Genomic DNA, 19,359 nt, shown 5'->3' on the forward strand with positions numbered 1-19,359 from the left:
TGTCACGCTCCCTTCTTGGCACGGCGTTCCGTCGGCTGCGTGACCCGGTCGAGCATCAGGCCGAGGCAGACGATCGCGGTGCCGGCGACCAGGCCGGTCGCCAAGTCGCCCTGTGCGAGGCCGAATACGACGTCGTAGCCGAGCGCGCCGCCGCCGACCAGACCGCCGATGATGACGACGGCGAGGACGAGTACGACGCCCTGGTTGACGGCGAGGAGCAGCGCCGGGCGGGCCAACGGCAGCTGGACCTGGCGCAGTTGCTGCCCACTGGTGGCGCCGAGCGAGCGGGCCGACTCCAGTGCGGCGGGGTCGACGGCGCGCAGTCCCTGCGTGGTGATGCGGACGACGGCGGGCAGCGCGTACACGACGGCCGCCGCCACCGCGGGCGCCCGGCCCACGCCGAACAGCGCCACCACCGGGATCAGGTACACGAACTGCGGCATCGTCTGGAAGACGTCGAGCACCGGCCTCAGCAGGCGTTCGACGCGCTCGCTGCGCGCCGCCGCGATGCCGGTGGCGAGGCCGAGGACGAGGGTCACGGCGACCGCCGCGAGCACCTGCGACAGCGTGTCGAGCGACGGCTTCCAGACGCCGAGTACGCCGATCGCGGCCATCGCGAGGACCGCGGTGAGTGCCGTGCGCCAGGTGCCCATCAGCCAGGCGAGCGCGGCGACGATCAGCAGGACGGACCACCAGGGCAGCCATTGCAGGCCGTCCCGGAGGGGGTTGAGGATCCAGGTCGTGAAGTGGGCCGCCCAGTCGGCCGTTCCGCCGATGTACGGGACGCCCGAGTAGAGGTGGTCGGTCATCCAGTCGACGGCCCGGTTCACGGGCTCGGCGATGGGCACGGTCCAGGCGTCGGGCCAGTCGAGGCGGCCCGTGAGGCGTCCGGCGACCACGACGGCGAGGGCCGCGACGGCGGAGTAACCCCAGTGCAGGAGGCTCCCGTCGGATTCCCCCAGCCGCTCCCCCGCCGCTCCCGTCACCCGGTCCAGCACGACCGCGAGCAGCACGATCGGGACTCCGGCCGCGAGCGCGGCGCCCACGTCGACGGAGGCGAGGGCCTGGTAGACGCGGTCGCCGAGGCCGCCCGCGCCGATCACGGAGGCGATGACGGCCATGGACAGCGCCATCATGATCGTCTGGTTGAGGCCGAGGAGGAGTTCCTTGCGGGCGAGTGGGAGGCGGGCGGTGAGGAGGCGCTGGCGGGCCGTGGCGCCGAGTGAGGCGACCGCTTCCATGACACCTCCGTCGGCGTCACGCAGGCCGAGCGCGGTGAGGCGGGCCATGGGCGGCGCCGCGTACACGACGGTCGCGAGGACGGCGGCCGGGACTCCGATGCCGAAGATCAGGACGACCGGGAGGAGGTACGCGAACGCCGGGAGTACCTGCATGGTGTCGAGAACCGGTCGCAGCGCGCGGTACGTACGGTCGGACAGCCCTGCCGCGAGGCCGAGCAGCGCGCCGAGCGCGACGGACGCGAGCACGGCGACCACCATGAGCGCCAGCGTCTGCATGGTGGGCACCCACATACCGAGCAGGCCGCAGGCGCTGAACGCGGCGGCCGTACCGAGCGCCGGACGCACGCCCGCCGTTCGCCAGGCGACCAACGCCGCCGCGGCCGTCACACCGGCCCAGCCGGCGCCGAGCAGCACCAGGTAGACGACGCGTACGGCGAGGGTGACGCCGTTGCTGACGTACCCGAAGAAGTAGAGGAACAGCGGGTGGCTGTCCCGGTTGTCGATGATCCAGTCGCTGGCCCTGCCGAGGGGTTCGGTGAGGTCGACGGTGAGGGCGTGGGGCCAAGTGCCGCTCGCCCAGTGGGAGTTGAGGACGGGAACGAAGACGGCTGCCGCCAGGGCGAGCAGCAGGAGTTTGCCTGCGGCTCGGTGGCGGAGGAGGCCTCTGGCCCGGTCGGCCGGTCCTGTATGGCCGGCGGGTGCGGTGACGGCGACCATCAGGCCACCTCCTCACCGGGGACGGCACCGAAGCTGTCCTGGCGTTCGCCGACACCGAAACTGTCCGAGCGTTCGCCGGCACCGAAGCCGTCCGGGCGTTGGTCGGCACCAAAGCCGTCCGAGCCTTGGTCGGCACCGAAGCCGTCCAAGCGTTCGTCGGCATCGAAGCCGCGGCTCCCATCGGCACCGCTGTTGCCGCCGTCGCTGCCATGGCCGACGTCGCTGCCATTGCCGCCGTCCCCGCCGTTCGGGGACACCCCGGCCACCACCCCGAGCAGCGAGGGCGAGTCCACCACCCCGACACACCGCCCCCGCTCCATCACCCGTGCGGGAGCGCCCGCCCGCGCCACCGCCTCGATCGCCTCCGAGACGGTCGCGCCCGGCGCCACGGCCGGACCCCGGCCGCCAGCCTCCTCGGCGGACGCCGCCCGCATGGCCGACCGCACCGTCATCACCTGCTCGCGCGGAACGTCCCGTACGAACTCACGCACGTAGTCGTCGGCGGGCGAGCCGACGATCTCCTCCGGGGTGCCGAGCTGCACGATCCGGCCGTCGCGCATCAGGGCGATGCGGTCGCCCAGGCGCAGGGCCTCGTTCAGGTCGTGGGTGATGAAGACCATCGTGCGGCCCTCCTCGCGGTGGAGCCGGATGACCTCCTCCTGCATGTCGCGCCGGATCAGCGGGTCGAGCGCGCTGAACGGCTCGTCGAACAGCAGGACTTCGGGGTCGGCGGCGAGTGCCCGGGCGAGCCCTACGCGCTGCTGCTGACCGCCGGAGAGCTGTGCGGGCCGCCGCTGTTCCATGCCTTCGAGGCCGACCTTGGCGACGATCTCCCGCGCCCGCTCCCGCCTCGCCGCCTTGGACATCCCCTGGATCTCCAGGCCGTACGCGACGTTGTCGAGGACCGAGCGGTGCGGCAGCAGGCCGAAGTGCTGGAAGACCATCGCGGCGCGGTGGCGGCGCAGTTCGCGCAGCCGGGCCCCGTCCATGGCGAGGACGTCCTCGCCGTCGATGGCGAGCGCGCCGGACGTCGGCTCGATGAGCCGGGTCAGACAGCGCACGAGTGTGGACTTGCCCGAGCCGGACAGGCCCATGACGACGAAGACCTCGCCCTTGTGCACATCGAAGCTGACGTCGTGGACGGCGGCCGTGCAGCCGGTGCGGGACCGCAGTTCGGCGGGTGTGAGCGCGGCAAGTCCGGGGTCCGCGGGGACGCGGTCGGCCTTCGGGCCGAAGACCTTCCACAGGTTGCGTACGGAGAAGACCGGCGTCACCGTCTGGGGCGTCGTACTCATCGCACCTCACCCCCGATCAGCTCGGCGCACTTCTCCCCGACCATGAGCACCCCGATCATCGGGTTCACGGCGGGCATCGTCGGGAAGACGGACGCGTCGGCGATCCGGATGCCGTCGAGGCCGCGGATGCGCAACTCGGGGTCTACGACGGCGAGTTCGTCCGAGGCGGCGCCCATCCGGCAGGTGCCCGCCGGGTGGTACACGGTGTGCGCCACCTGCCGTGCGTAGGCGCTGAGCTCCTCGTCGTCCGTGACCTCAGGACCCGGGCACACCTCGCGCTTGAGCCAGCCGGCGAGCGGTTCGGACTTGGCGATCTCGCGGGCGATCTTGATGCCGTCGACGAGGGTGCGGCCGTCGTAGTCGTCCTCGTCCGTGAAGTACCGGAAGTCGAGGGCGGGCTTGACCGCCGGGTCTGCGCTCTCCAGGTACAGCCGGCCGCGGCTGCGTGGCTTGGGGATGTTGGGGGTCATGGAGACGCCGTGCTCCGGGCGCTGGTAGCCCAGCCGCTCCGGGTTGTCCGTGAACGGGATTTGGTAGAAGTGGAACATCAGGTCGGGGCCCGCGTGTTCGGGGTCCCGGCGCACGAACAGGCCGGCGTCGGAGTCCATCGCGGAGTTCTCGGGGATGGGCCCGTTCGTCTCCCAGACGATCACGGACTCGGGGTGGTCGAGCAGGTTCTCGCCGACGCCGGGCAGGTCGTGCACGACGGGAATGCCGAGCCGCTCCAGGTCCGGCGCGGGCCCGATCCCGGAGTGCAGCAGCAGCCGCGGCGAGTCCACGGCGCCCGCACACAGCAGGACTTCGCGCTGAGCCCGTACGAGGATCTCCTCGCCGTCCTTCGTGCGCACATGCACGCCGGTCGCACGCGTGCCCTCCAGCTCCAGCTTGTACGCCCAAGTCTCAAGTAGCAGCGTCAGGTTGGGCCGCTCGTCCATCACCGGGTGCAGATACGCCACCGACGCGCTCGACCGCTTGTTGTTCTCGGGGTGGTACGCGAGGTCGAAGAAGCCGACGCCCTCGGTGAACGGCTTCTTGTTGAAACCGTCGACGCGCGGCACGCCGAGCGCGGTCTGTGCGGCGTCGACGAAGTCGCGGGCGATGGCGTTCCGGTCCTTCTCGTCGACCGGGACGATGTTGTTGAGGAGCCGCGCGAAGTACGCCTCCATCGGCACCGCGCCCCAGCCCTTGGCGCCCGCCGCCTCCCACTCGTCCCAGTCGGACGGCAGCGGCTTGAACGCGATCAGCGTGTTGTGCGAGGAGCAGCCGCCGAGCACCCGGGCGCGGCTGTGCCGGATGAAGGAGTTGCCGCGCGGCTGCGAGGTCGTCGGGTAGTCGTAGTCCAACTCCCCGCCGAGCAGGCCCATCCACCGGCGCAGGGTGAGGACGTCGTCGCGGCCGACATCGCTGGGGCCGCCTTCGATGACGGCGACGGTGACGTCGGGGTCCTCGGTGAGGCGGGAGGCGATGACGGAGCCCGCGGTGCCGCCGCCGATGACGACGTAGTCGTAGGTATGGCTGTTTTCGGGCATGGGGCGGTGCTCCAAAGTGTGGGGGGCTTGCGGCAGTTGGGGGCAGCGGTGTGGGGCATACGGGAGTTGGGGGTCAGCAGGGTGGGGCTACGGGAGTTGCGGGTCAGCCCGCGAACCAGCGCACGGGCTTCGGCGCGAGGTTCTGGTAGACGTGCTTGGTCTCGCGGTACTCGGCGAGACCGGCGGGCCCCAACTCCCGCCCGACACCGCTCTTGCCGAAGCCGCCCCACTCCGCCTGCGGGAGATAGGGGTGGAAGTCGTTGATCCAGACGGTGCCGTGCCGCAGCCGTCCGGCGACGCGGCGGGCGCGGCCCGCGTCGGCGGTCCAGACGGCGCCCGCGAGTCCGTACTCGGTGTCGTTGGCGAGCGCGACGGCCTCGTCCTCCGTGCGGAAGGTCTCCACGGTCAGGACGGGCCCGAAGACCTCCTCGCGCACGACCCGCATCTCGCGGTGGCACTGGTCGAGGACGGTCGGCTCGTAGAAGTACCCGGTGGCGGGCCTGGTCCCGGACGGCTCGGGGCGCCTGCCCCCGGCTCGCAGCACCGCGCCCTCCGCGAGTGCCGAGGCGACGTACGCCTCCGTCTTGTCGCGCTGCTGCTCGGAGACGAGCGGGCCGCACTCGACACCGTCCTCGGTGCCGCGCCCGAGCCGGACGGCGCCTGCCCTGCGGGCGAGTTCGGCGACGAAGCGCTCGCGCACGGACTCCTCGACGATGAGGCGGGAGCCTGCCGAGCACACCTGACCGCTGTGGATGAAGGCGGCGTTGAGGGCCTGGTCGACGGCGGTGTCGAACCCCTCCTCCGTCTCGCAGGCGTCGGCGAAGACGACGTTGGGGTTCTTGCCGCCGAGTTCCAGCGCGACCTTCTTCACCGTCACGGCGGCGGCCTGCGCGACCTTCGTGCCGCTGACGAGACCGCCGGTGAAGGAGACGAGGTCGACGCCGGGATGCTCGGCGAGCCGGGCGCCGACGGTGTGTCCGGGCCCGGTGACGATGTTGGCGACACCGGCGGGCAGCCCGGCCTCGGCGAGCAGCCGGATCAGGGCGATCGTGGTCAGCGGGGTGATCTCGCTCGGCTTGACGACGAAGGTGTTGCCGGCCGCGAGAGCGGGAGCGATCTTCCAACTGGCCTGGAGCAGCGGGTAGTTCCAGGGTGTGATCAGCGCGCAGACGCCGACGGGCTCGTGCACGACGACGCTGTGGATGTCGTCGGAGCCCGCGTCGACGACGCGCCCGCCGCCCTCCCCGACCACGAGATCGGCGAAGTACCGGAAGGCGTCGGCGACACAGTCGATGTCCACGCGCCCCTCTTCGAGGGTCTTGCCCGCGTCGCGGCTCTCCAGCAGCCCGAGTTCCTCGCGGTCGCGTACGAGGAGATCGGCGACGCGGCGCAGCAGGGCGGCGCGCTCGGCGGTGGGCGCCTGGCGCCACGGGCCCTCGTCGAAGGCTCGGCGTGCCGCCGCGACGGCCGCGTCCGTGTCCCGCTCGTCACCCTCCGCGACCACGGCGAACGGCTTGGCATCCGCGGGGTCGACGATCTCGCGGGTGGCGCGCGAGACGGCGGCGAGCCACTCCCCGCCCACGTGAATGGTCCGCGGTGCCTGTTCTGCCTGCTGTCCGGCCATGTTCGCTGTTGCCTTCCGTTCCTGTTTCCGTGCCCCTGCGGGCCCACGCGTGCCCATGCGTCACACGCGTGTCGCTCCCGGGGACCGTGAGCACCTGCCCTCCGACCCCGGGTGCATGCACAATCCGTGACCGAAAGTGCGCCGTGTCACTGAAAAACCATGGGATATGGGTGCGAACCGACCAGTAGACGTGAACTATTTCTTTGACTAAAGTCAAAGAAATATGGAGACAGTGTCAATGGACGACGTGCGTGCGCTGCGGCGTTTCAACCGCTACTTCACCCGGCGCATCGGAGTGCTCGACGATCACTACCTCGGGCAGGACCGGCCGCTCGGCGAGGCGAGGCTGCTGTTCGAGATCGGGGACGGAGCCTCGCTCAGGGAGCTGAGGAGTCGACTCGGCCTGGACGCCGGGTACTTGAGCCGGATGGTGCGGGCCCTGGAGGCGCAGGGGCTCCTGCGGGTGAGTGTGCACGCCGACGACAGCCGGCTGCGGTTCGCGGAACTCACGCCGGCCGGTCGGACCGAGGTGAAGGAGCAGAACCGGCGGGCCGACAAGCTCGCCGAAGGACTGCTCGGCGGCCTCGACGAGCGGCAGCGCGGCGAACTCACCGCCGCCGTCGCCGTCGCCGAACGCCTGCTGCGGCTGGCCGGGATCACCGTCGAGACCGTCGACGGCGCCTCACGCGACGCCCGCGACTGCCTCGCCGCGTACGCCGCCGACATCGACGGACGGTTCCCGGAAGGCTTCGATCCCGCCGCCCTCGTACGGCCTCACGAAGTGTCCGGGGACCGGGGCGCGTTCGTCGTCGCGTACGAGGAAGGGCGACCCGTGGGGTGCGGGGCGCTGCGCGGACTCGAACCCGGCGTGGGCGAGATCCGGCATGTGTGGGTCCGTCCCACCGCCCGACGGCTCGGGCTCGCCCGACGGATCCTCGACGTCCTCGAGCACCAGGCCGTCGCGCGCGGCCACGAACTCGTGCGGCTCGACACCCATGCCGTACTCACGGAGGCACAGGCGATGTACCGGGCATGCGGCTACACGGAGATCCCGCGCTACGACGACAACGTGTACGCGGCCCACTGGTTCGAGAAGCGGCTGCGGTAGCCGGTCGTTCAGCCGGTCCTCGGGGCGGAACGCACTGATCCCCGGGCGGCCGAAGCCGCCCGGGGATCAGGAGAAGCAAGGAACTCAGATCAGGCCGAGGGCGCGGACCGCCTCGCGCTCTTCTGCCAGTTCCTGGACCGACGCGTCGATGCGGGCGCGGGAGAACTCGTTGATGTCCAGGCCCTGGACGATCTCGTACGAGCCGTCCTTCGTGGTGACGGGGAAGGAGGAGATGAGGCCCTCCGGGACGCCGTAGGAGCCGTCGGACGGGATGCCCATGGAGGTCCAGTCGCCGTCCGCGGTGCCGTTGACCCAGGTGTGGACGTGGTCGATGGCGGCGTTGGCGGCGGAGGCGGCCGACGAGGAGCCGCGGGCCTCGATGATGGCGGCGCCGCGCTTGGCGACCGTCGGGATGAAGTCCTCGGCGAGCCACTTCTCGTCGCTCACGACCTCGGCGGCGTTCTTGCCGGCGACCGTGGCGTGGAAGATGTCGGGGTACTGGGTGGCCGAGTGGTTGCCCCAGATGGTCAGGCGCTTGATGTCGGCGACCGTCGAACCCGTCTTCTTCGCGAGCTGCGTGAGCGCGCGGTTGTGGTCCAGGCGGGTCATCGCGGTGAAGCGCTCGGCCGGTACGTCGGGGGCGGAGGCCTGCGCGATGAGCGCGTTGGTGTTCGCCGGGTTGCCCACGACGAGGATCTTGACGTCGTCGGCGGCGTTGTCGTTGATGGCCTTGCCCTGCGGCTTGAAGATGCCGCCGTTGGCGGACAGCAGGTCGCCGCGCTCCATGCCCTTGGTGCGGGGGCGGGCGCCGACGAGCAGGCCGACGTTGGTGCCGGCGAAGGCGACGTTCGGGTCGTCCGTGATGTCGATGCTCTGAAGGAGCGGGAAGGCGCAGTCGTCGAGCTCCATTGCGGTGCCCTCGGCGGCCTTCAGCGCCGGTGTGATCTCCAGGAGGCGCAGCTTGACCGGCACGTCCGCGCCGAGCAGCTGGCCGGAGGCGATGCGGAAGAGCAGGGCGTAACCGATCTGGCCGGCCGCGCCGGTGACGGTGACGTTCACGGGAGTGCGGGTCATGGCGTTCTCCGTATGACAGCTGGCGGTGGGGCGTCCCTGCCCCGGGGTGCAGGAGCTCCCCTGCGTCCGCCACCGACCGGTCAGGGGTACCGATCGCTTTGATCGATCAGGGGTACCGATGATCGATCTCTTGGCGTCAAGAGAGATCCGCCGTCAGGCTATCGCGCATCCGGGAGCCCCGGTGTCCGGGTCCGTGTGGCCCAGCCCACAGATGGGGGTGGGAGGCGGCCGCCGGGCTCGGGAGAGTGGGCTCGGCGGCCGCCGATGGGGTACCGGATGTTCCGGATCCCGTGGGGGTAACGTGCGTCTGCCCCGGATGCGGGCGGGCATTCCAGGGTGGGGGGAGGTTTTTTCCGCCCCCTCCGCCCCTACCCGTCCCGTACCTGGGGGCTGCGCCCCCAGACCCCCCTTTTCGCGCTGCGCGCTCGTCCTCAAACGCCGGACGGGCTGGAACCCCTCCCCTACTGCGTGCAGCCTGTCTCGCCCGACGCCAGCGTCGCGCACGCCTTCGCATCGCCGGCGTCCTTCACGGCCACCATCGGGGTGTAGGCGTCGGTGTCCGCGTCGACCGACCCGGTCTGCTTGGCCGCGGTGCCGGAGGACACCTCGACCGTGTCGCCCACGGCGGCCTGGGTGATGCGGGCCCAGGCTGCGGCGCAGGTCTCGCTGTAGCGGACCTCGACGAGGGTCGTGCCGACGGTGACGCTGGTGGCGGTCGTCGCCAGTTCGCCGCCGCAGCCCATGTTCTCCGGGTCCTTGCCCGTGCAGTCCGCGCCGGAGCAGTTCACTCCGGCCGGCAGCTCGGGATCGGGAGCGGCCACAGAGGTCGTGGGCGTCTCGGGCTTGCTCTCGTCCTTCGTGTCATCGCCCCTGGTGAGGTACACGGCCGCAGCGACCACGACGAGCGCGCCGACGACCCCCGCGAGGAACATGGTGAGCCGCCGCTTGCGCCGCGCCCCGTCGGGCGAACCCCCGCCCCCGCCGGAAGGCCGGGCATCCCGGGGCGGACCCCCGGCCGCACCGGCAGAACCGGCAGAACTGGCAACTCCCACAGGACTGGACGGACCGGACGGACCCGTCGGCCCGAACTGCCCGGCCCCGCCGGAGGACGGCGTGGCGACGACCCCCCACCCGCCGCCCCGCCCGGCCCCACCGGACGAGCCACCCCCGGACGAGCCACCCCCGTACGAAGGTGCCTCGCGCGACCAGGTCCCCTGCGACGAAGCGGCGTGCGGCGAAGCTCCGCGCGAGGAACCTCCGCCCGACGAGTCCTCCGCGTCAGCGGCCGACGGCTGCGGCGGCACCGTCGGTGACACCCCCGCAGGACCGGCGACCCCCGGTGTCACGGTGGCGCTGCCGCCTTTGCGGGCCTGTTTGCCGCCGCTCCCGTTCGCCGGGGGCGCCCCGAACTCGCCGAGCGCGGCGCGCGCCTGGGAGATCCGGATCGCTTCCATGGTCATGTCGTGGCGCATCTCCGAACGGCTCCAGGCACGCTCGGCGAGCTCCCACATGGTTGTCAGATGCATGGGATTGGTGCCGGTCACCTCGGCCAGGGCGACGATCGCACCCTTGGGCGCGAGGAGCCGGCCGTTGAGGTAACGCTCCCAGGACGTCTTGCTGTAGCCGGTGCGGTCGGCCACGGCGGCGATGCTCAGGCCGCTGCGGTCGACGAGCCGGCGCAGCTGGCTGGCGAACTCTCTGACCTGCGGATCGAGTTCATCCGGCAAGGCCCTCCAACGAGGCATTGCTTCTCCCCCCTACTTCCTTCACCCCGTACGCGACTGGTCTCTTCCCCCGTACGTGACTCACTGTTCCCCCGCGCACGGCGCCCCTTCGCCGAGTCCCCGTTCTGGCTACCCACAGGGATGCGCTCGGTAAGGATCTCAGTTCCCGGGATGGGGGCGCACGGGAGCATTCGGGCGGAGGCATGCACCGTTGCACGCCCATTGGCTGCGGTCCAGTGTCCCATCGGCATTGTTGTACGACCGGTCGAACTCCTGGCTTGCGCACAGGACGTCCCGGACCGTCCTGATTGGCCACGTTAACTCGACTGTTGAGCTGGATCGGAGTAAATCCTTGAACTTGTCAAGACATCGACACATCCGGAACACGGGAGTGACCTCACGCGCCCCGGGAGCGGTCAGCTCACCCGAGGGTCACGAACTACCCTTCCCTCGACGGGAGTTGATGGAATTCCGCTTCGGCGGAGGCCCGCCGGGCGCGGTCTCCGTTGCATGGCGCGGACACCGTAGCGGAACGGTCACTTCCGTGCCACAGCGAACTGACAGATATTGAACAGCCTGTTCCCGTGCACAAATGTTGTCTCCGGGCGGAACACCCGCCCGACCGCGGCCCGTCCTTGCTCGGGGGAGGGGACGGGCCGCGTCATGTCGGCTGCGGGAGAAGCCTGGGAACCCGGGGTCCCCTCAGCGGACGGTGAAGTGCAGGGTGTCGTCCAGGAACGGGATCTCCAGCCACGGATCGGGCTGCGCCATCATCGCGAGCAGCACGATGGCCGTGCCGAGCACGCCGTACGTGACCAGGTCAGTGAAGCGGGAGCGGACCGCGAGCATGCCCACGTCGGGCAGTGTCCAGCGCAGCACGCCGCCCATCAGCAGCGCGGCGCCGATCAGGATCGTGCCGTAGCGGAACACGTCGAAGGCGGTCAGCAGCAGGCCGAGCCCGACCAACGCGAGCACGGCGAGGATCGGCCACTGGCGCGCGGGCGCCGGGGCGTCCCTGGGCGCCGCCCGGCCGCCGCCCTCGGGCCGCGCGGTGTCCCGCGTGAACTTCGGGAAGCGCCGAGTGGTGCGGCGAGCGTTCCCTTCGGCATCGGGTGCGCTCACCGGGTCGACGACGACCGGCTCGTCGGCGTCACCCTCCGCGTCGGGCCCGCCGGGCTCTTCGCCGGCGCGGACCGCCGACGACTGGCCGTTGACGCCCGGTGTGTCCCGTACGGCCGGCTCGGCGCCGTTGCCGGACACATCCCGTACGACGGGCTGCGCGCCGTTGCTCAGCGCGTTCCGCACGACGACCGGCTCTCCGGCGGGCTCGTCGGTCTTGCCGTCGGTCTTGCTTTCGGTCTTCCCGGAGTTGCCGTCAGCCGACACTGCGCTCCGCCGCTTCCACCACGTTGACGAGCAGCTGGGCACGGGTCATCGGGCCGACGCCGCCGGGGTTCGGGGAGATCCAGGCGGCGACCTCGGCCACGCCCGGGTGGACATCGCCGACGATCTTGCCGTCGGAGCCGCGTGAGACGCCGACGTCGAGAACGGCCGCGCCCGGCTTCACGTCCTCGGGCCGGACGAGGTGCGCGGAGCCCGCGGCGGCGACGATGATGTCGGCGCGCCTGAGGTGGGAGGCGAGGTCACGGGTGCCGGTGTGGCACTGGGTGACCGTCGCGTTCTCGCTGCGCCGCGTGAGCAGGAGCGGCATCGGGCGCCCGATGGTCACGCCACGGCCGACGACCACCACTTCGGCGCCCTTGATCTCGACTCCGTACTGGCGCAGGAGCGTGAGGACACCGTTGGGCGTGCAGGGCAGCGGGGCCGGCTCGTTCAGCACGAGGCGGCCGAGGTTCATCGGGTGCAGCCCGTCCGCGTCCTTGTCCGGGTCCATCAGCTCCAGGATGCGGTTCTCGTCGATGCCCTTGGGGAGCGGCAACTGGACGATGTACCCCGTGCAGGCGGGGTCCTCGTTCAACTCCCGTACCACCGCCTCGATCTCCTCCTGCGTGGCGGTGGCGGGCAGTTCGCGCTGGATGGAGGCGATGCCCACCTGCGCGCAGTCGCGGTGCTTGCCGGCGACGTACTTCTGGCTGCCGGGGTCGTCCCCGACCAGGACGGTCCCCAGGCCGGGCACCACGCCCTTCTCCTTCAGGACCGCCACGCGGGCGGTCAGGTCGGACTTGATCGCGGCTGCGGTGGCCTTGCCATCGAGAATCTGGGCGGTCATGACCCCATCCTCCCGGATGACCGGTACCTGGTTCCAATCGGGCGCAGTGGTCGCAGCCGGGCGGACCGGCCGGGAAGATCACGAAGATTGCAGCTGCACAACATATGTGCCTATCGGCTGGACAAGAACTGGCCTGCCGCAGAACGATATGCGGTGCACCATCGCGGTCCGTGTTGGGGGGCATACCGCTCAAAATCGTGACGTTCCTCCGCGCAATCCGCGCCGTCCCCGCCCTTTGCATGGAGGAAATTCGCCATGAGTTTCGGCTCACCCAACCCGTATGAGCAGCCGCAGAACCCGCAGCAGGGCCAGCCCGGCTACGGCTATCCCCAGCAGGGCCAGCCCGCCGGCTACGGCGCCCCGCAGACACCCCCGGGCGTCCCGCCGCAGCAGGGTTACGGCTACCCGCAGCAGCCCGGTTACGGCTATCCGCAGCAGCCGGGTTACGGCGTCCAGCCGCCGTACGCGAACTGGGGCCAGCGTTTCCTCGGCACCCTGGTCGACATGCTCGTGTTCGCCGTCCCCTACGGCATCGTGATCGCCGGCAAGGACACTCCGGCGCTGATGGCGATCGGCGCCATCGCCCTGATCGGCCTCGCGATCTGGCAGCTGATCCAGGAAGGCCGCACCGGCCAGACCCTCGGCAAGAAGGCCCTCGGCATCCGCCTGGTGCGCGAGATCGACGGCCAGCCGCTCGGCGTCGGCATGGCGTTCGTCCGCCGGCTCGCCCACTTCCTCGACAGCCTGGCGTGCTACCTGGGCTGGCTGTGGCCGGCGTGGGACGCCAAGAAGCAGACCTTCGCCGACAAGGTGTGCTCGTCGATCGTGATCCGCACGTCGTAGCGGATACGCCGACGCGAGCGACAGCACTCCGGAACACTCCGGCACCGCTGGGCAGTTCGCGTCGCTGCGGATACCTGCTAAAGGGGCGCACCACTCACGGCGGTGCGCCCCTCGCGTGGCCTTGCGGTCAGAGCAGACAAGCGCCCCCGGACGACGGGGTCACAGAAGTCACCCCGCTGGTCCCGGTCTGGGTCCGGCCGGCCCCCAGCGGATAGTTCAGGTCACCGCCCACGCAGTACGTCACGGCCGTGTTGTTCGTGACCTCCGCGACCGTCAGCGCGGGATCATACTTGGCGCTGTCCCCCTCCTTCACCAGGACCGGGGTCCCGTTCCCGAACAGGGGCAGGAGACACACGTACCCCTTCGCGCAGTCCACCGCCGCCGCGTCCCCGGCGGCGGACGCGGTTCCGAGCGCCGACGTACCGAGCGCGACGGCCAGCGCCGCACCGACAACGGCAAGACGACTGATCCCGCTGAGCCTGCTCCGCATGACTGAACCTCCGAGCGCCGGGGCCGAGTTGGGTCGGCCTCCGACACTTCCAGCGGAGCGAGGGGTTCTGCACCCGGGTATGCGCCATTCCGCAGGCGGGAACAGAACCCTTCGGCCCGCCGACGAATCACCGGCGGGCCAAAGACGGCCCGGCTCAATGGAAGAAGTGCCGCGTCCCCGTGAAGTACATCGTCACGCCCGCCTTCTTCGCGGCCTCGATCACCAGCTCGTCGCGGACCGAACCGCCGGGCTGGACCACGGCCTTGACGCCCGCCTCGGTGAGGATCTCCAGGCCGTCGGGGAACGGGAAGAACGCGTCCGAGGCCGCGTACGAGCCACGGGCGCGCTCGGCGCCGGCGCGCTCCACCGCCAGCTTGGCGGAGTCGACACGGTTGACCTGGCCCATGCCGACGCCGACGGAGGCGCCGTCCTTGGCGAGGAGGATCGCGTTGGACTTGACGGCGCGGCAGGCCTTCCAGGCGAAGGCCAGTTCGTCCAGCTCGCCCTGGCTGAGCGCGTCGCCGGTGGCCAGGGTCCAGCTGGCCGGGTTGTCGCCGTCGGCCTGGAGGCGGTCGGTGACCTGGAGCAGCGCGCCGCCGTCGATCTGCTTGACCTCGACCGGGTTCTTCGGGCCGTGGTGGGCGCGCAGCACGCGGATGTTCTTCTTCTTGGTGAGGGCTTCGAGGGCGCCGTCCTCGTACTCGGGCGCCACGATGACCTCGGTGAAGATGTCGGCGACCTGCTCCGCCATCTCCTTCGTCACCGGCCGGTTGACCGCGATGACGCCGCCGAACGCGGACAGCGGGTCACAGGCGTGCGCCTTGCGGTGCGCCTCGGCGACGCTCGACGCGACCGCGATCCCGCACGGGTTGGCGTGCTTGATGATCGCGACGCACGGGTCGTCGTGGTCGTACGCGGCACGGCGCGCGGCGTCCGTGTCCGTGAAGTTGTTGTACGACATCTCCTTGCCGTGCAGCTGCTCGGCCTCGGCGAGACCACCCGTGCCGTCGACGTAGAGAGCGGCACCCTGGTGCGGGTTCTCGCCGTAGCGCAGGGTGTTCTTGCGCTCGTAGGTGTGACCCAGGAAGTCGGGGAAGCCGCTGTCGTCGGCTGCCGCGTAGTCGGCCGCGAACCAGCTCGCCACCGCCACGTCGTACGCGGCCGTGTGCTGGAAGGCCTCGGCGGCGAGCCGCTTGCGGGTGGTGAGGTCGAAGCCGCCGTCCTTGACCGCGGCGAGGACGTCCGCGTACCGCGCGGGGCTGGTGACCACGGCCACCGACGGGTGGTTCTTGGCGGCGGCGCGGACCATCGAGGGGCCGCCGATGTCGATCTGTTCGACGCACTCGTCGGGGGTCGCGCCGGAGGCGACGGTCTCGCGGAACGGGTAGAGGTTCACCACGACCAGGCCGAACGGCTCGACGCCGAGCTCTGCCAACTGGCGCTGGTGGTCGGGGAGTCGCAGGTCGGCGAGGATGCCCGCGTGGACCTTCGGGTGCAGCGTCTTGACGCGGCCGTCCAGGCACTCGGGGAAGCCGGTCAGCTCCTCGACCTTGGTGACGGGGACGCCCGCCGCGGCGATCTTCGACGCGGTGGAGCCGGTGGAGACGAGCTCGACACCGGCCTCGTGCAGCCCGCGCGCCAGGTCTTCGAGGCCGGTCTTGTCGTACACGCTGATCAGCGCGCGTCGAATGGCCCGCTTGTTGCTCTCGGCGGTGGCGGTCACTGGATAACTACCTTTCGTCCCTCAATGCGATAGCCGTTGCGGGCGAGCCGCCCCACGACATCCACGAGCAGCCTTCGCTCGACTTCCTTGATGCGCTCGTGCAGAGCGCTCTCGTCGTCCTCGTCCCGGATCTCGACCACGCCCTGGGCGATGATCGGGCCGGTGTCGACGCCGTCGTCGACGAAGTGGACGGTGCATCCGGTGACCCTCGCGCCGTACGCGAGTGCGTCGCGCACGCCGTGGGCGCCGGGAAAACTGGGCAGCAGCGCGGGGTGCGTGTTGACGAACCGGCCGCCGAACCGGGCGAGGAACTCCTTCCCCACGATCTTCATGAACCCGGCGGAGACGACGAGGTCGGGTTCATGGGCGGCGGTCGACTCGGCGAGCGCCGCGTCCCACTCGTCCCGGGTGTCGTAGTCCTTGACGCGGTTCACGAAGGTAGGCAGCCCGGCCCGCTCGGCGCGCGCGAGACCCTCGATGCCGTCCCGGTCCGCGCCGACGGCGACGATCTCGGCCCCATAGGCCTCGGGCCCCGCCTCCGCGATGGCGTCGAGCAGTGCCTGCAGATTCGTACCTGATCCGGAGACCAGCACGACCAGGCGCTTGGCCACGGGCTTGGCGGCCACGGTGGGGCCCTTTCTCGGGGGAGCGTTTGCACGGCCGGCTCGTTCTGCACCTTCGCTCACACTTGTACATTCGTACGAATGCATCGCGCCCCGGGATACGGGGAAGTCTACGAAGCGGCCGACCGTCAGCAACGATACCGGCACACCGGGCGGCCCCCACGGGACGGGGGCGTGGCCGGAAGGTAGCGTCTGGGGAGGATCCACCTGGGAACACCGTCCAGCACGGGGAACGCCTTGCGCACGCGGGGCGTTGATCTGGGACGGGTACGTGAGGGTCCGGGGCGGTCGTCCCGGACACGAAAGCTCGGGGCGCCAGTCCTGGGTACGCACGCCGAACGGTCGGCTGCCCGGGGCGCGAGTCACGGGCGGGCACCAAGCTCCGTGGACACGCCGCCCGCCAGAACCACCAAGGGGAAGACGCTCACCTGATGCCGGACCGCAGTCTCCGACTCCCTCCGCTCCTGCTGCGCGAGCGGCGCCCTTCGCCTGTGCCGCCGCGGGAAGGCGGGGGCACGCCCGACTCCGCCCCTTCGGGTGAGCGCGGCTCGGCCGACGGCAACGGGGGCTCGGGCGCGCAGGGCCCGGACGCGCCTCCCTCGGGCTCCACCGGCTCTTCTGGCTCTTCTGGCTCTTCTGGCTCGGACGACAATCCGTTCGCTCCGCCGCCGGAGGGGGCTCCCGACCGGCCGTGGCAGCCGCGGAGGCCTGCGAACGGGCAGGGCTCCGAGGGGTCGGGTTCGGGCGAGCACGGCGACTCCGACGGGCAGTCCCCGTGGGGCAGCCAGTGGAGCGACCGGCAGCCGGGGCCGTCCAGCGGTGGTGGCTTCGGCGACCGTCCCGGTGCGCCCCAAGGACAAGGGCAGGGGCAGGGTCAGGGCGGTCCGGAGGGGTCCGGCAGTGGTCCGGGTACCGGTATGCGCTGGGACCCGACGGATCCGGCGCAGCGCAAAGCGCGCTTCGCCCTGCTCTCCGGTATGTGGGCGTTCTTCTTCGCCCTCTTCAGCTGGCCGTACGTGGCTCTGCTGCTCGGCGCGCTCGCCCTCTACTGGGGCATCAGCGCCCTGCGCGCCAAGCCCCGCACCCCGGATCCGGACAGCCCGGCGCCGGACCCGGCGAACGCCCGGCCCCAGAAGTCCGCCGCGGTGAGCGGCCTGGTCACCGCGTCCCTCGCCATCGCCATGGTCGCCGCCGGCTTCACCGCCCAGCTCGTCTACAGCGACTACTACGCCTGCACCAACGACGCCCTCACGAACGTCGCGAAGAAGTCCTGCAACGACCTTCTGCCGAAGGAGCTGCGGGGGGTGCTGGGGACGCAGGGGTAGGTTTTTTCGCCCCCTCCGCCCCTACCCGACCCTTGCTCCTGGGGGCTGCCGCCCCCAGACCCCCGCATCGCGCTGACGCGCTCGTCCTCAAACGCCGGACGGGCTAAACCCTTTCCAGCGCCGGGCGGTAAAAGTTCAGCCCCTCCGGCGTTTGAGGAGCGGGGTCTGGGGCGGAGCCCCAGGAACAAGGGACGGGTAGGGGCGGAGGGGGCGAAAAACCCACCCCCAGCCCCCACACCTCAACCCGACTCCGGCGGCTCCAGCGGCTCCCCAGGAGCAGACGCCTCCTTCAGCGCCGCCCAGCGGGCCTCGCGAGGCACGTCCTCGTGCCACGGAGACCCCGTGGAGTCGGAGGGCAGGAAGTCGTACAGGTCGAGGCTAGGGTCAGCCGCCACCTGCTGGACATCGGACGGGGACCGCTCCGGGGCCTCAGCCGGAGACGACCGGTCCCCCTCGGCCCGCGAGAGCCACGAAGGCAACGACACCCCCACCTTCCAAGCCCGACGCTCGCGAACCCGCCACCCCCGCACCCCCACCACCACAGGAACCCCCACCCCCACCGTCCACAACCCCGCAGCCACCCCCACCTGCCACCACACCGGCCCGAAATGAGCCAGCCCCCCAACCCCGAGCGCCCCACCGGCCACCCCGGCCAGCACCGCGAGCACCACCCCGCACAACCCGGCCGCAAGCAGCACACAGCAAACGGCCCGCCCCCGGGACCACACCACCCCACCCCCCGGCACCGCCGAAGCCACCACGAACCACGCCACCGTCACCCCCGCAGCCACCGGCACAACCCCACCCACCCAGCTCAACGGCGCCCCCACCCCCGGCACCGCGGCCAACAGCGGAAAGGCCGGCAGCAGCGACCCCGGCGCAGCCGAGGACAACGGCCCCGCCACCTGCCCCGCCCCCAGGACGACCCCGGGCCCGAGCCCGTACGCCGCCCCCCACACCGCGGCGTTCGGCACGAGCGCCAGACACAGCAGCAGTACGGCGAAGCGCCCCGACCACACCTCGGTGAGCTGAAGGAACGAACCGCGCGCCGCACCCCCGTGCCACACCAGCGACACGGCCACGAGCAACGCCCCTCCCCCGACCAGCACCGCCGCCCCGGCCCCGGCGGCCCGCGCCGCGCTCGCGAGGAACCGACGGGCGTCCGGCTCGAGCGCACAGGCGTCCACGTGACGACGTACACCCGAAGGCAGGGCATCGAGCCCCCGGTGCCCCCACGGAGGCATGGGCCCACGCGGACGCCCGTACGCCGTCCACACCCCCGCCCCCGCCGCCCCCGCGGCAAGCAGCGGCAGGCATACGGCGGTCCACACCCAGGAGGGCCGCAGCTCCCCGCCCGAGGCGTACAGCGCGGCGGCGCCGCCGACGGACAGATAGCCGGCGACGACCCCGGCCCACGCCGTCCGCGGCGCGGCTTCCGACTCGGCGTCGGCGGCGTCGCGCCCCGCCCGGTGCAGCAGCCACACCGGCAGCACGACGAGAAGCAGCGGTGTGACACCCACCGGCATGGGCACTCCGGAGAGGGTGTCGGTGCGGACGAGTTCGACGCCGTGGGCCAGCAACCAGAGGGCCGCGGCCACGTGCAGCGCGCCGCCCGGTCCGCTGTCGGGGTAGGGGGAGCTGATCCACAGCACCATGACGAGGACGGCGAACGAACCGAGTCCGAGCCCCGCCGCGAGGCCGCCACCCAGGAGGCTGGCGGCCAGTCCGGGGGATCGGTCGCGCATCCGGGTGAGCAGGGGCGACAACGACAGCCTGCGGTCGGTCATTTGGGTCACGCACGTCATGCTCCCAA

Annotated in this window: 15 protein-coding genes; 3 read left to right on the plus strand and 12 right to left on the minus strand. The window is 71.4% G+C overall.

The genetic code is table 11. From position 1 onward, the window contains the following. Nucleotides 1-2: 2 nt before the first annotated feature. From OG266_RS16905 to OG266_RS16920, 4 genes are all read right to left on the minus strand, one after another. Entirely contained in the window at nucleotides 3-1,958 is a 1,956-nt protein-coding gene (locus OG266_RS16905; protein ID WP_371546568.1) for an ABC transporter permease, read from the minus strand. Beyond that, nucleotides 1,958-3,253, minus strand: coding sequence for a glycine betaine/L-proline ABC transporter ATP-binding protein (locus OG266_RS16910; RefSeq protein WP_371546570.1), 1,296 nt, complete (start codon nucleotides 3,251-3,253; stop codon nucleotides 1,958-1,960). Before OG266_RS16910 ends, OG266_RS16905 begins: the two co-directional genes overlap by 1 nt. Beyond that, complete coding sequence (locus tag OG266_RS16915; protein ID WP_266455640.1) at nucleotides 3,250-4,782, minus strand: GMC family oxidoreductase; 1,533 nt, start codon at nucleotides 4,780-4,782, stop codon at nucleotides 3,250-3,252. Before OG266_RS16915 ends, OG266_RS16910 begins: the two co-directional genes overlap by 4 nt. A gap of 103 nt (nucleotides 4,783-4,885) precedes the next feature. After that, a complete protein-coding gene (locus OG266_RS16920) occupies nucleotides 4,886-6,406 on the minus strand; it encodes an aldehyde dehydrogenase family protein (RefSeq protein ID WP_371546573.1) in 1,521 nt (506 codons plus the stop codon). Between the two features lie 238 nt (nucleotides 6,407-6,644). On the opposite strand from OG266_RS16920, the gene OG266_RS16925 reads away from it, so the two are divergent. Next, nucleotides 6,645-7,514, plus strand: coding sequence for a GNAT family N-acetyltransferase (locus OG266_RS16925; RefSeq protein WP_371546575.1), 870 nt, complete (start codon nucleotides 6,645-6,647; stop codon nucleotides 7,512-7,514). Nucleotides 7,515-7,598: 84 nt separating this feature from the next. Here the strand turns inward: OG266_RS16925 and OG266_RS16930 are convergent, their stop codons facing one another. From OG266_RS16930 to OG266_RS16945, 4 genes are all read right to left on the minus strand, one after another. Continuing rightward, nucleotides 7,599-8,588 (minus strand): malate dehydrogenase, encoded by a 990-nt coding sequence (locus OG266_RS16930; protein WP_266455649.1) that lies wholly within the window; start codon nucleotides 8,586-8,588, stop codon nucleotides 7,599-7,601. A 461-nt stretch (nucleotides 8,589-9,049) separates the two neighbouring features. Beyond that, complete coding sequence (locus tag OG266_RS16935; RefSeq protein WP_371546577.1) at nucleotides 9,050-10,333, minus strand: XRE family transcriptional regulator; 1,284 nt, start codon at nucleotides 10,331-10,333, stop codon at nucleotides 9,050-9,052. 681 nt (nucleotides 10,334-11,014) lie between these two features. Beyond that, nucleotides 11,015-11,698 carry a DUF3017 domain-containing protein gene (locus OG266_RS16940; RefSeq protein ID WP_371546579.1) on the minus strand — a complete coding sequence of 228 codons (684 nt, stop codon included), beginning with the start codon at nucleotides 11,696-11,698 and terminating at the stop codon, nucleotides 11,015-11,017. Beyond that, complete coding sequence (locus OG266_RS16945; protein WP_266455658.1) at nucleotides 11,688-12,542, minus strand: bifunctional methylenetetrahydrofolate dehydrogenase/methenyltetrahydrofolate cyclohydrolase; 855 nt, start codon at nucleotides 12,540-12,542, stop codon at nucleotides 11,688-11,690. Before OG266_RS16945 ends, OG266_RS16940 begins: the two co-directional genes overlap by 11 nt. Nucleotides 12,543-12,797: 255 nt before the next feature. Between OG266_RS16945 and OG266_RS16950 the strand changes: the two genes are divergently transcribed. Beyond that, nucleotides 12,798-13,385 (plus strand): RDD family protein, encoded by a 588-nt coding sequence (locus OG266_RS16950; protein ID WP_371546581.1) that lies wholly within the window; start codon nucleotides 12,798-12,800, stop codon nucleotides 13,383-13,385. A 127-nt stretch (nucleotides 13,386-13,512) separates the two neighbouring features. Here the strand turns inward: OG266_RS16950 and OG266_RS16955 are convergent, their stop codons facing one another. The 3 genes from OG266_RS16955 to purN form a co-directional block, all read right to left on the minus strand. Beyond that, complete coding sequence (locus tag OG266_RS16955; protein ID WP_371546583.1) at nucleotides 13,513-13,875, minus strand: hypothetical protein; 363 nt, start codon at nucleotides 13,873-13,875, stop codon at nucleotides 13,513-13,515. 154 nt (nucleotides 13,876-14,029) lie between these two features. Next, the gene (gene purH, locus OG266_RS16960; protein WP_329545919.1) at nucleotides 14,030-15,598 is read right to left on the minus strand and encodes a bifunctional phosphoribosylaminoimidazolecarboxamide formyltransferase/IMP cyclohydrolase; all 1,569 of its coding nucleotides are present in this window, start codon (nucleotides 15,596-15,598) and stop codon (nucleotides 14,030-14,032) included. Further along, the gene (gene purN, locus OG266_RS16965) at nucleotides 15,595-16,224 is read right to left on the minus strand and encodes a phosphoribosylglycinamide formyltransferase (protein ID WP_326721112.1); all 630 of its coding nucleotides are present in this window, start codon (nucleotides 16,222-16,224) and stop codon (nucleotides 15,595-15,597) included. The genes purH and purN overlap by 4 nt, the downstream gene beginning before the upstream one ends. 428 nt (nucleotides 16,225-16,652) lie before the next feature. On the opposite strand from purN, the gene OG266_RS16970 reads away from it, so the two are divergent. Beyond that, nucleotides 16,653-17,546 (plus strand): hypothetical protein, encoded by an 894-nt coding sequence (locus OG266_RS16970; protein ID WP_371546587.1) that lies wholly within the window; start codon nucleotides 16,653-16,655, stop codon nucleotides 17,544-17,546. A 239-nt stretch (nucleotides 17,547-17,785) separates the two neighbouring features. On the opposite strand, the gene OG266_RS16975 is transcribed toward OG266_RS16970, so the two are convergent. Further along, nucleotides 17,786-19,351, minus strand: a complete 1,566-nt coding sequence (locus OG266_RS16975; RefSeq protein ID WP_371546589.1) for a DUF6350 family protein — start codon at nucleotides 19,349-19,351, stop codon at nucleotides 17,786-17,788. Nucleotides 19,352-19,359 lie beyond the last annotated feature (8 nt).

The organism is Streptomyces sp. NBC_00554 (assembly GCF_041431135.1).
Classification (GTDB): domain Bacteria; phylum Actinomycetota; class Actinomycetes; order Streptomycetales; family Streptomycetaceae; genus Streptomyces.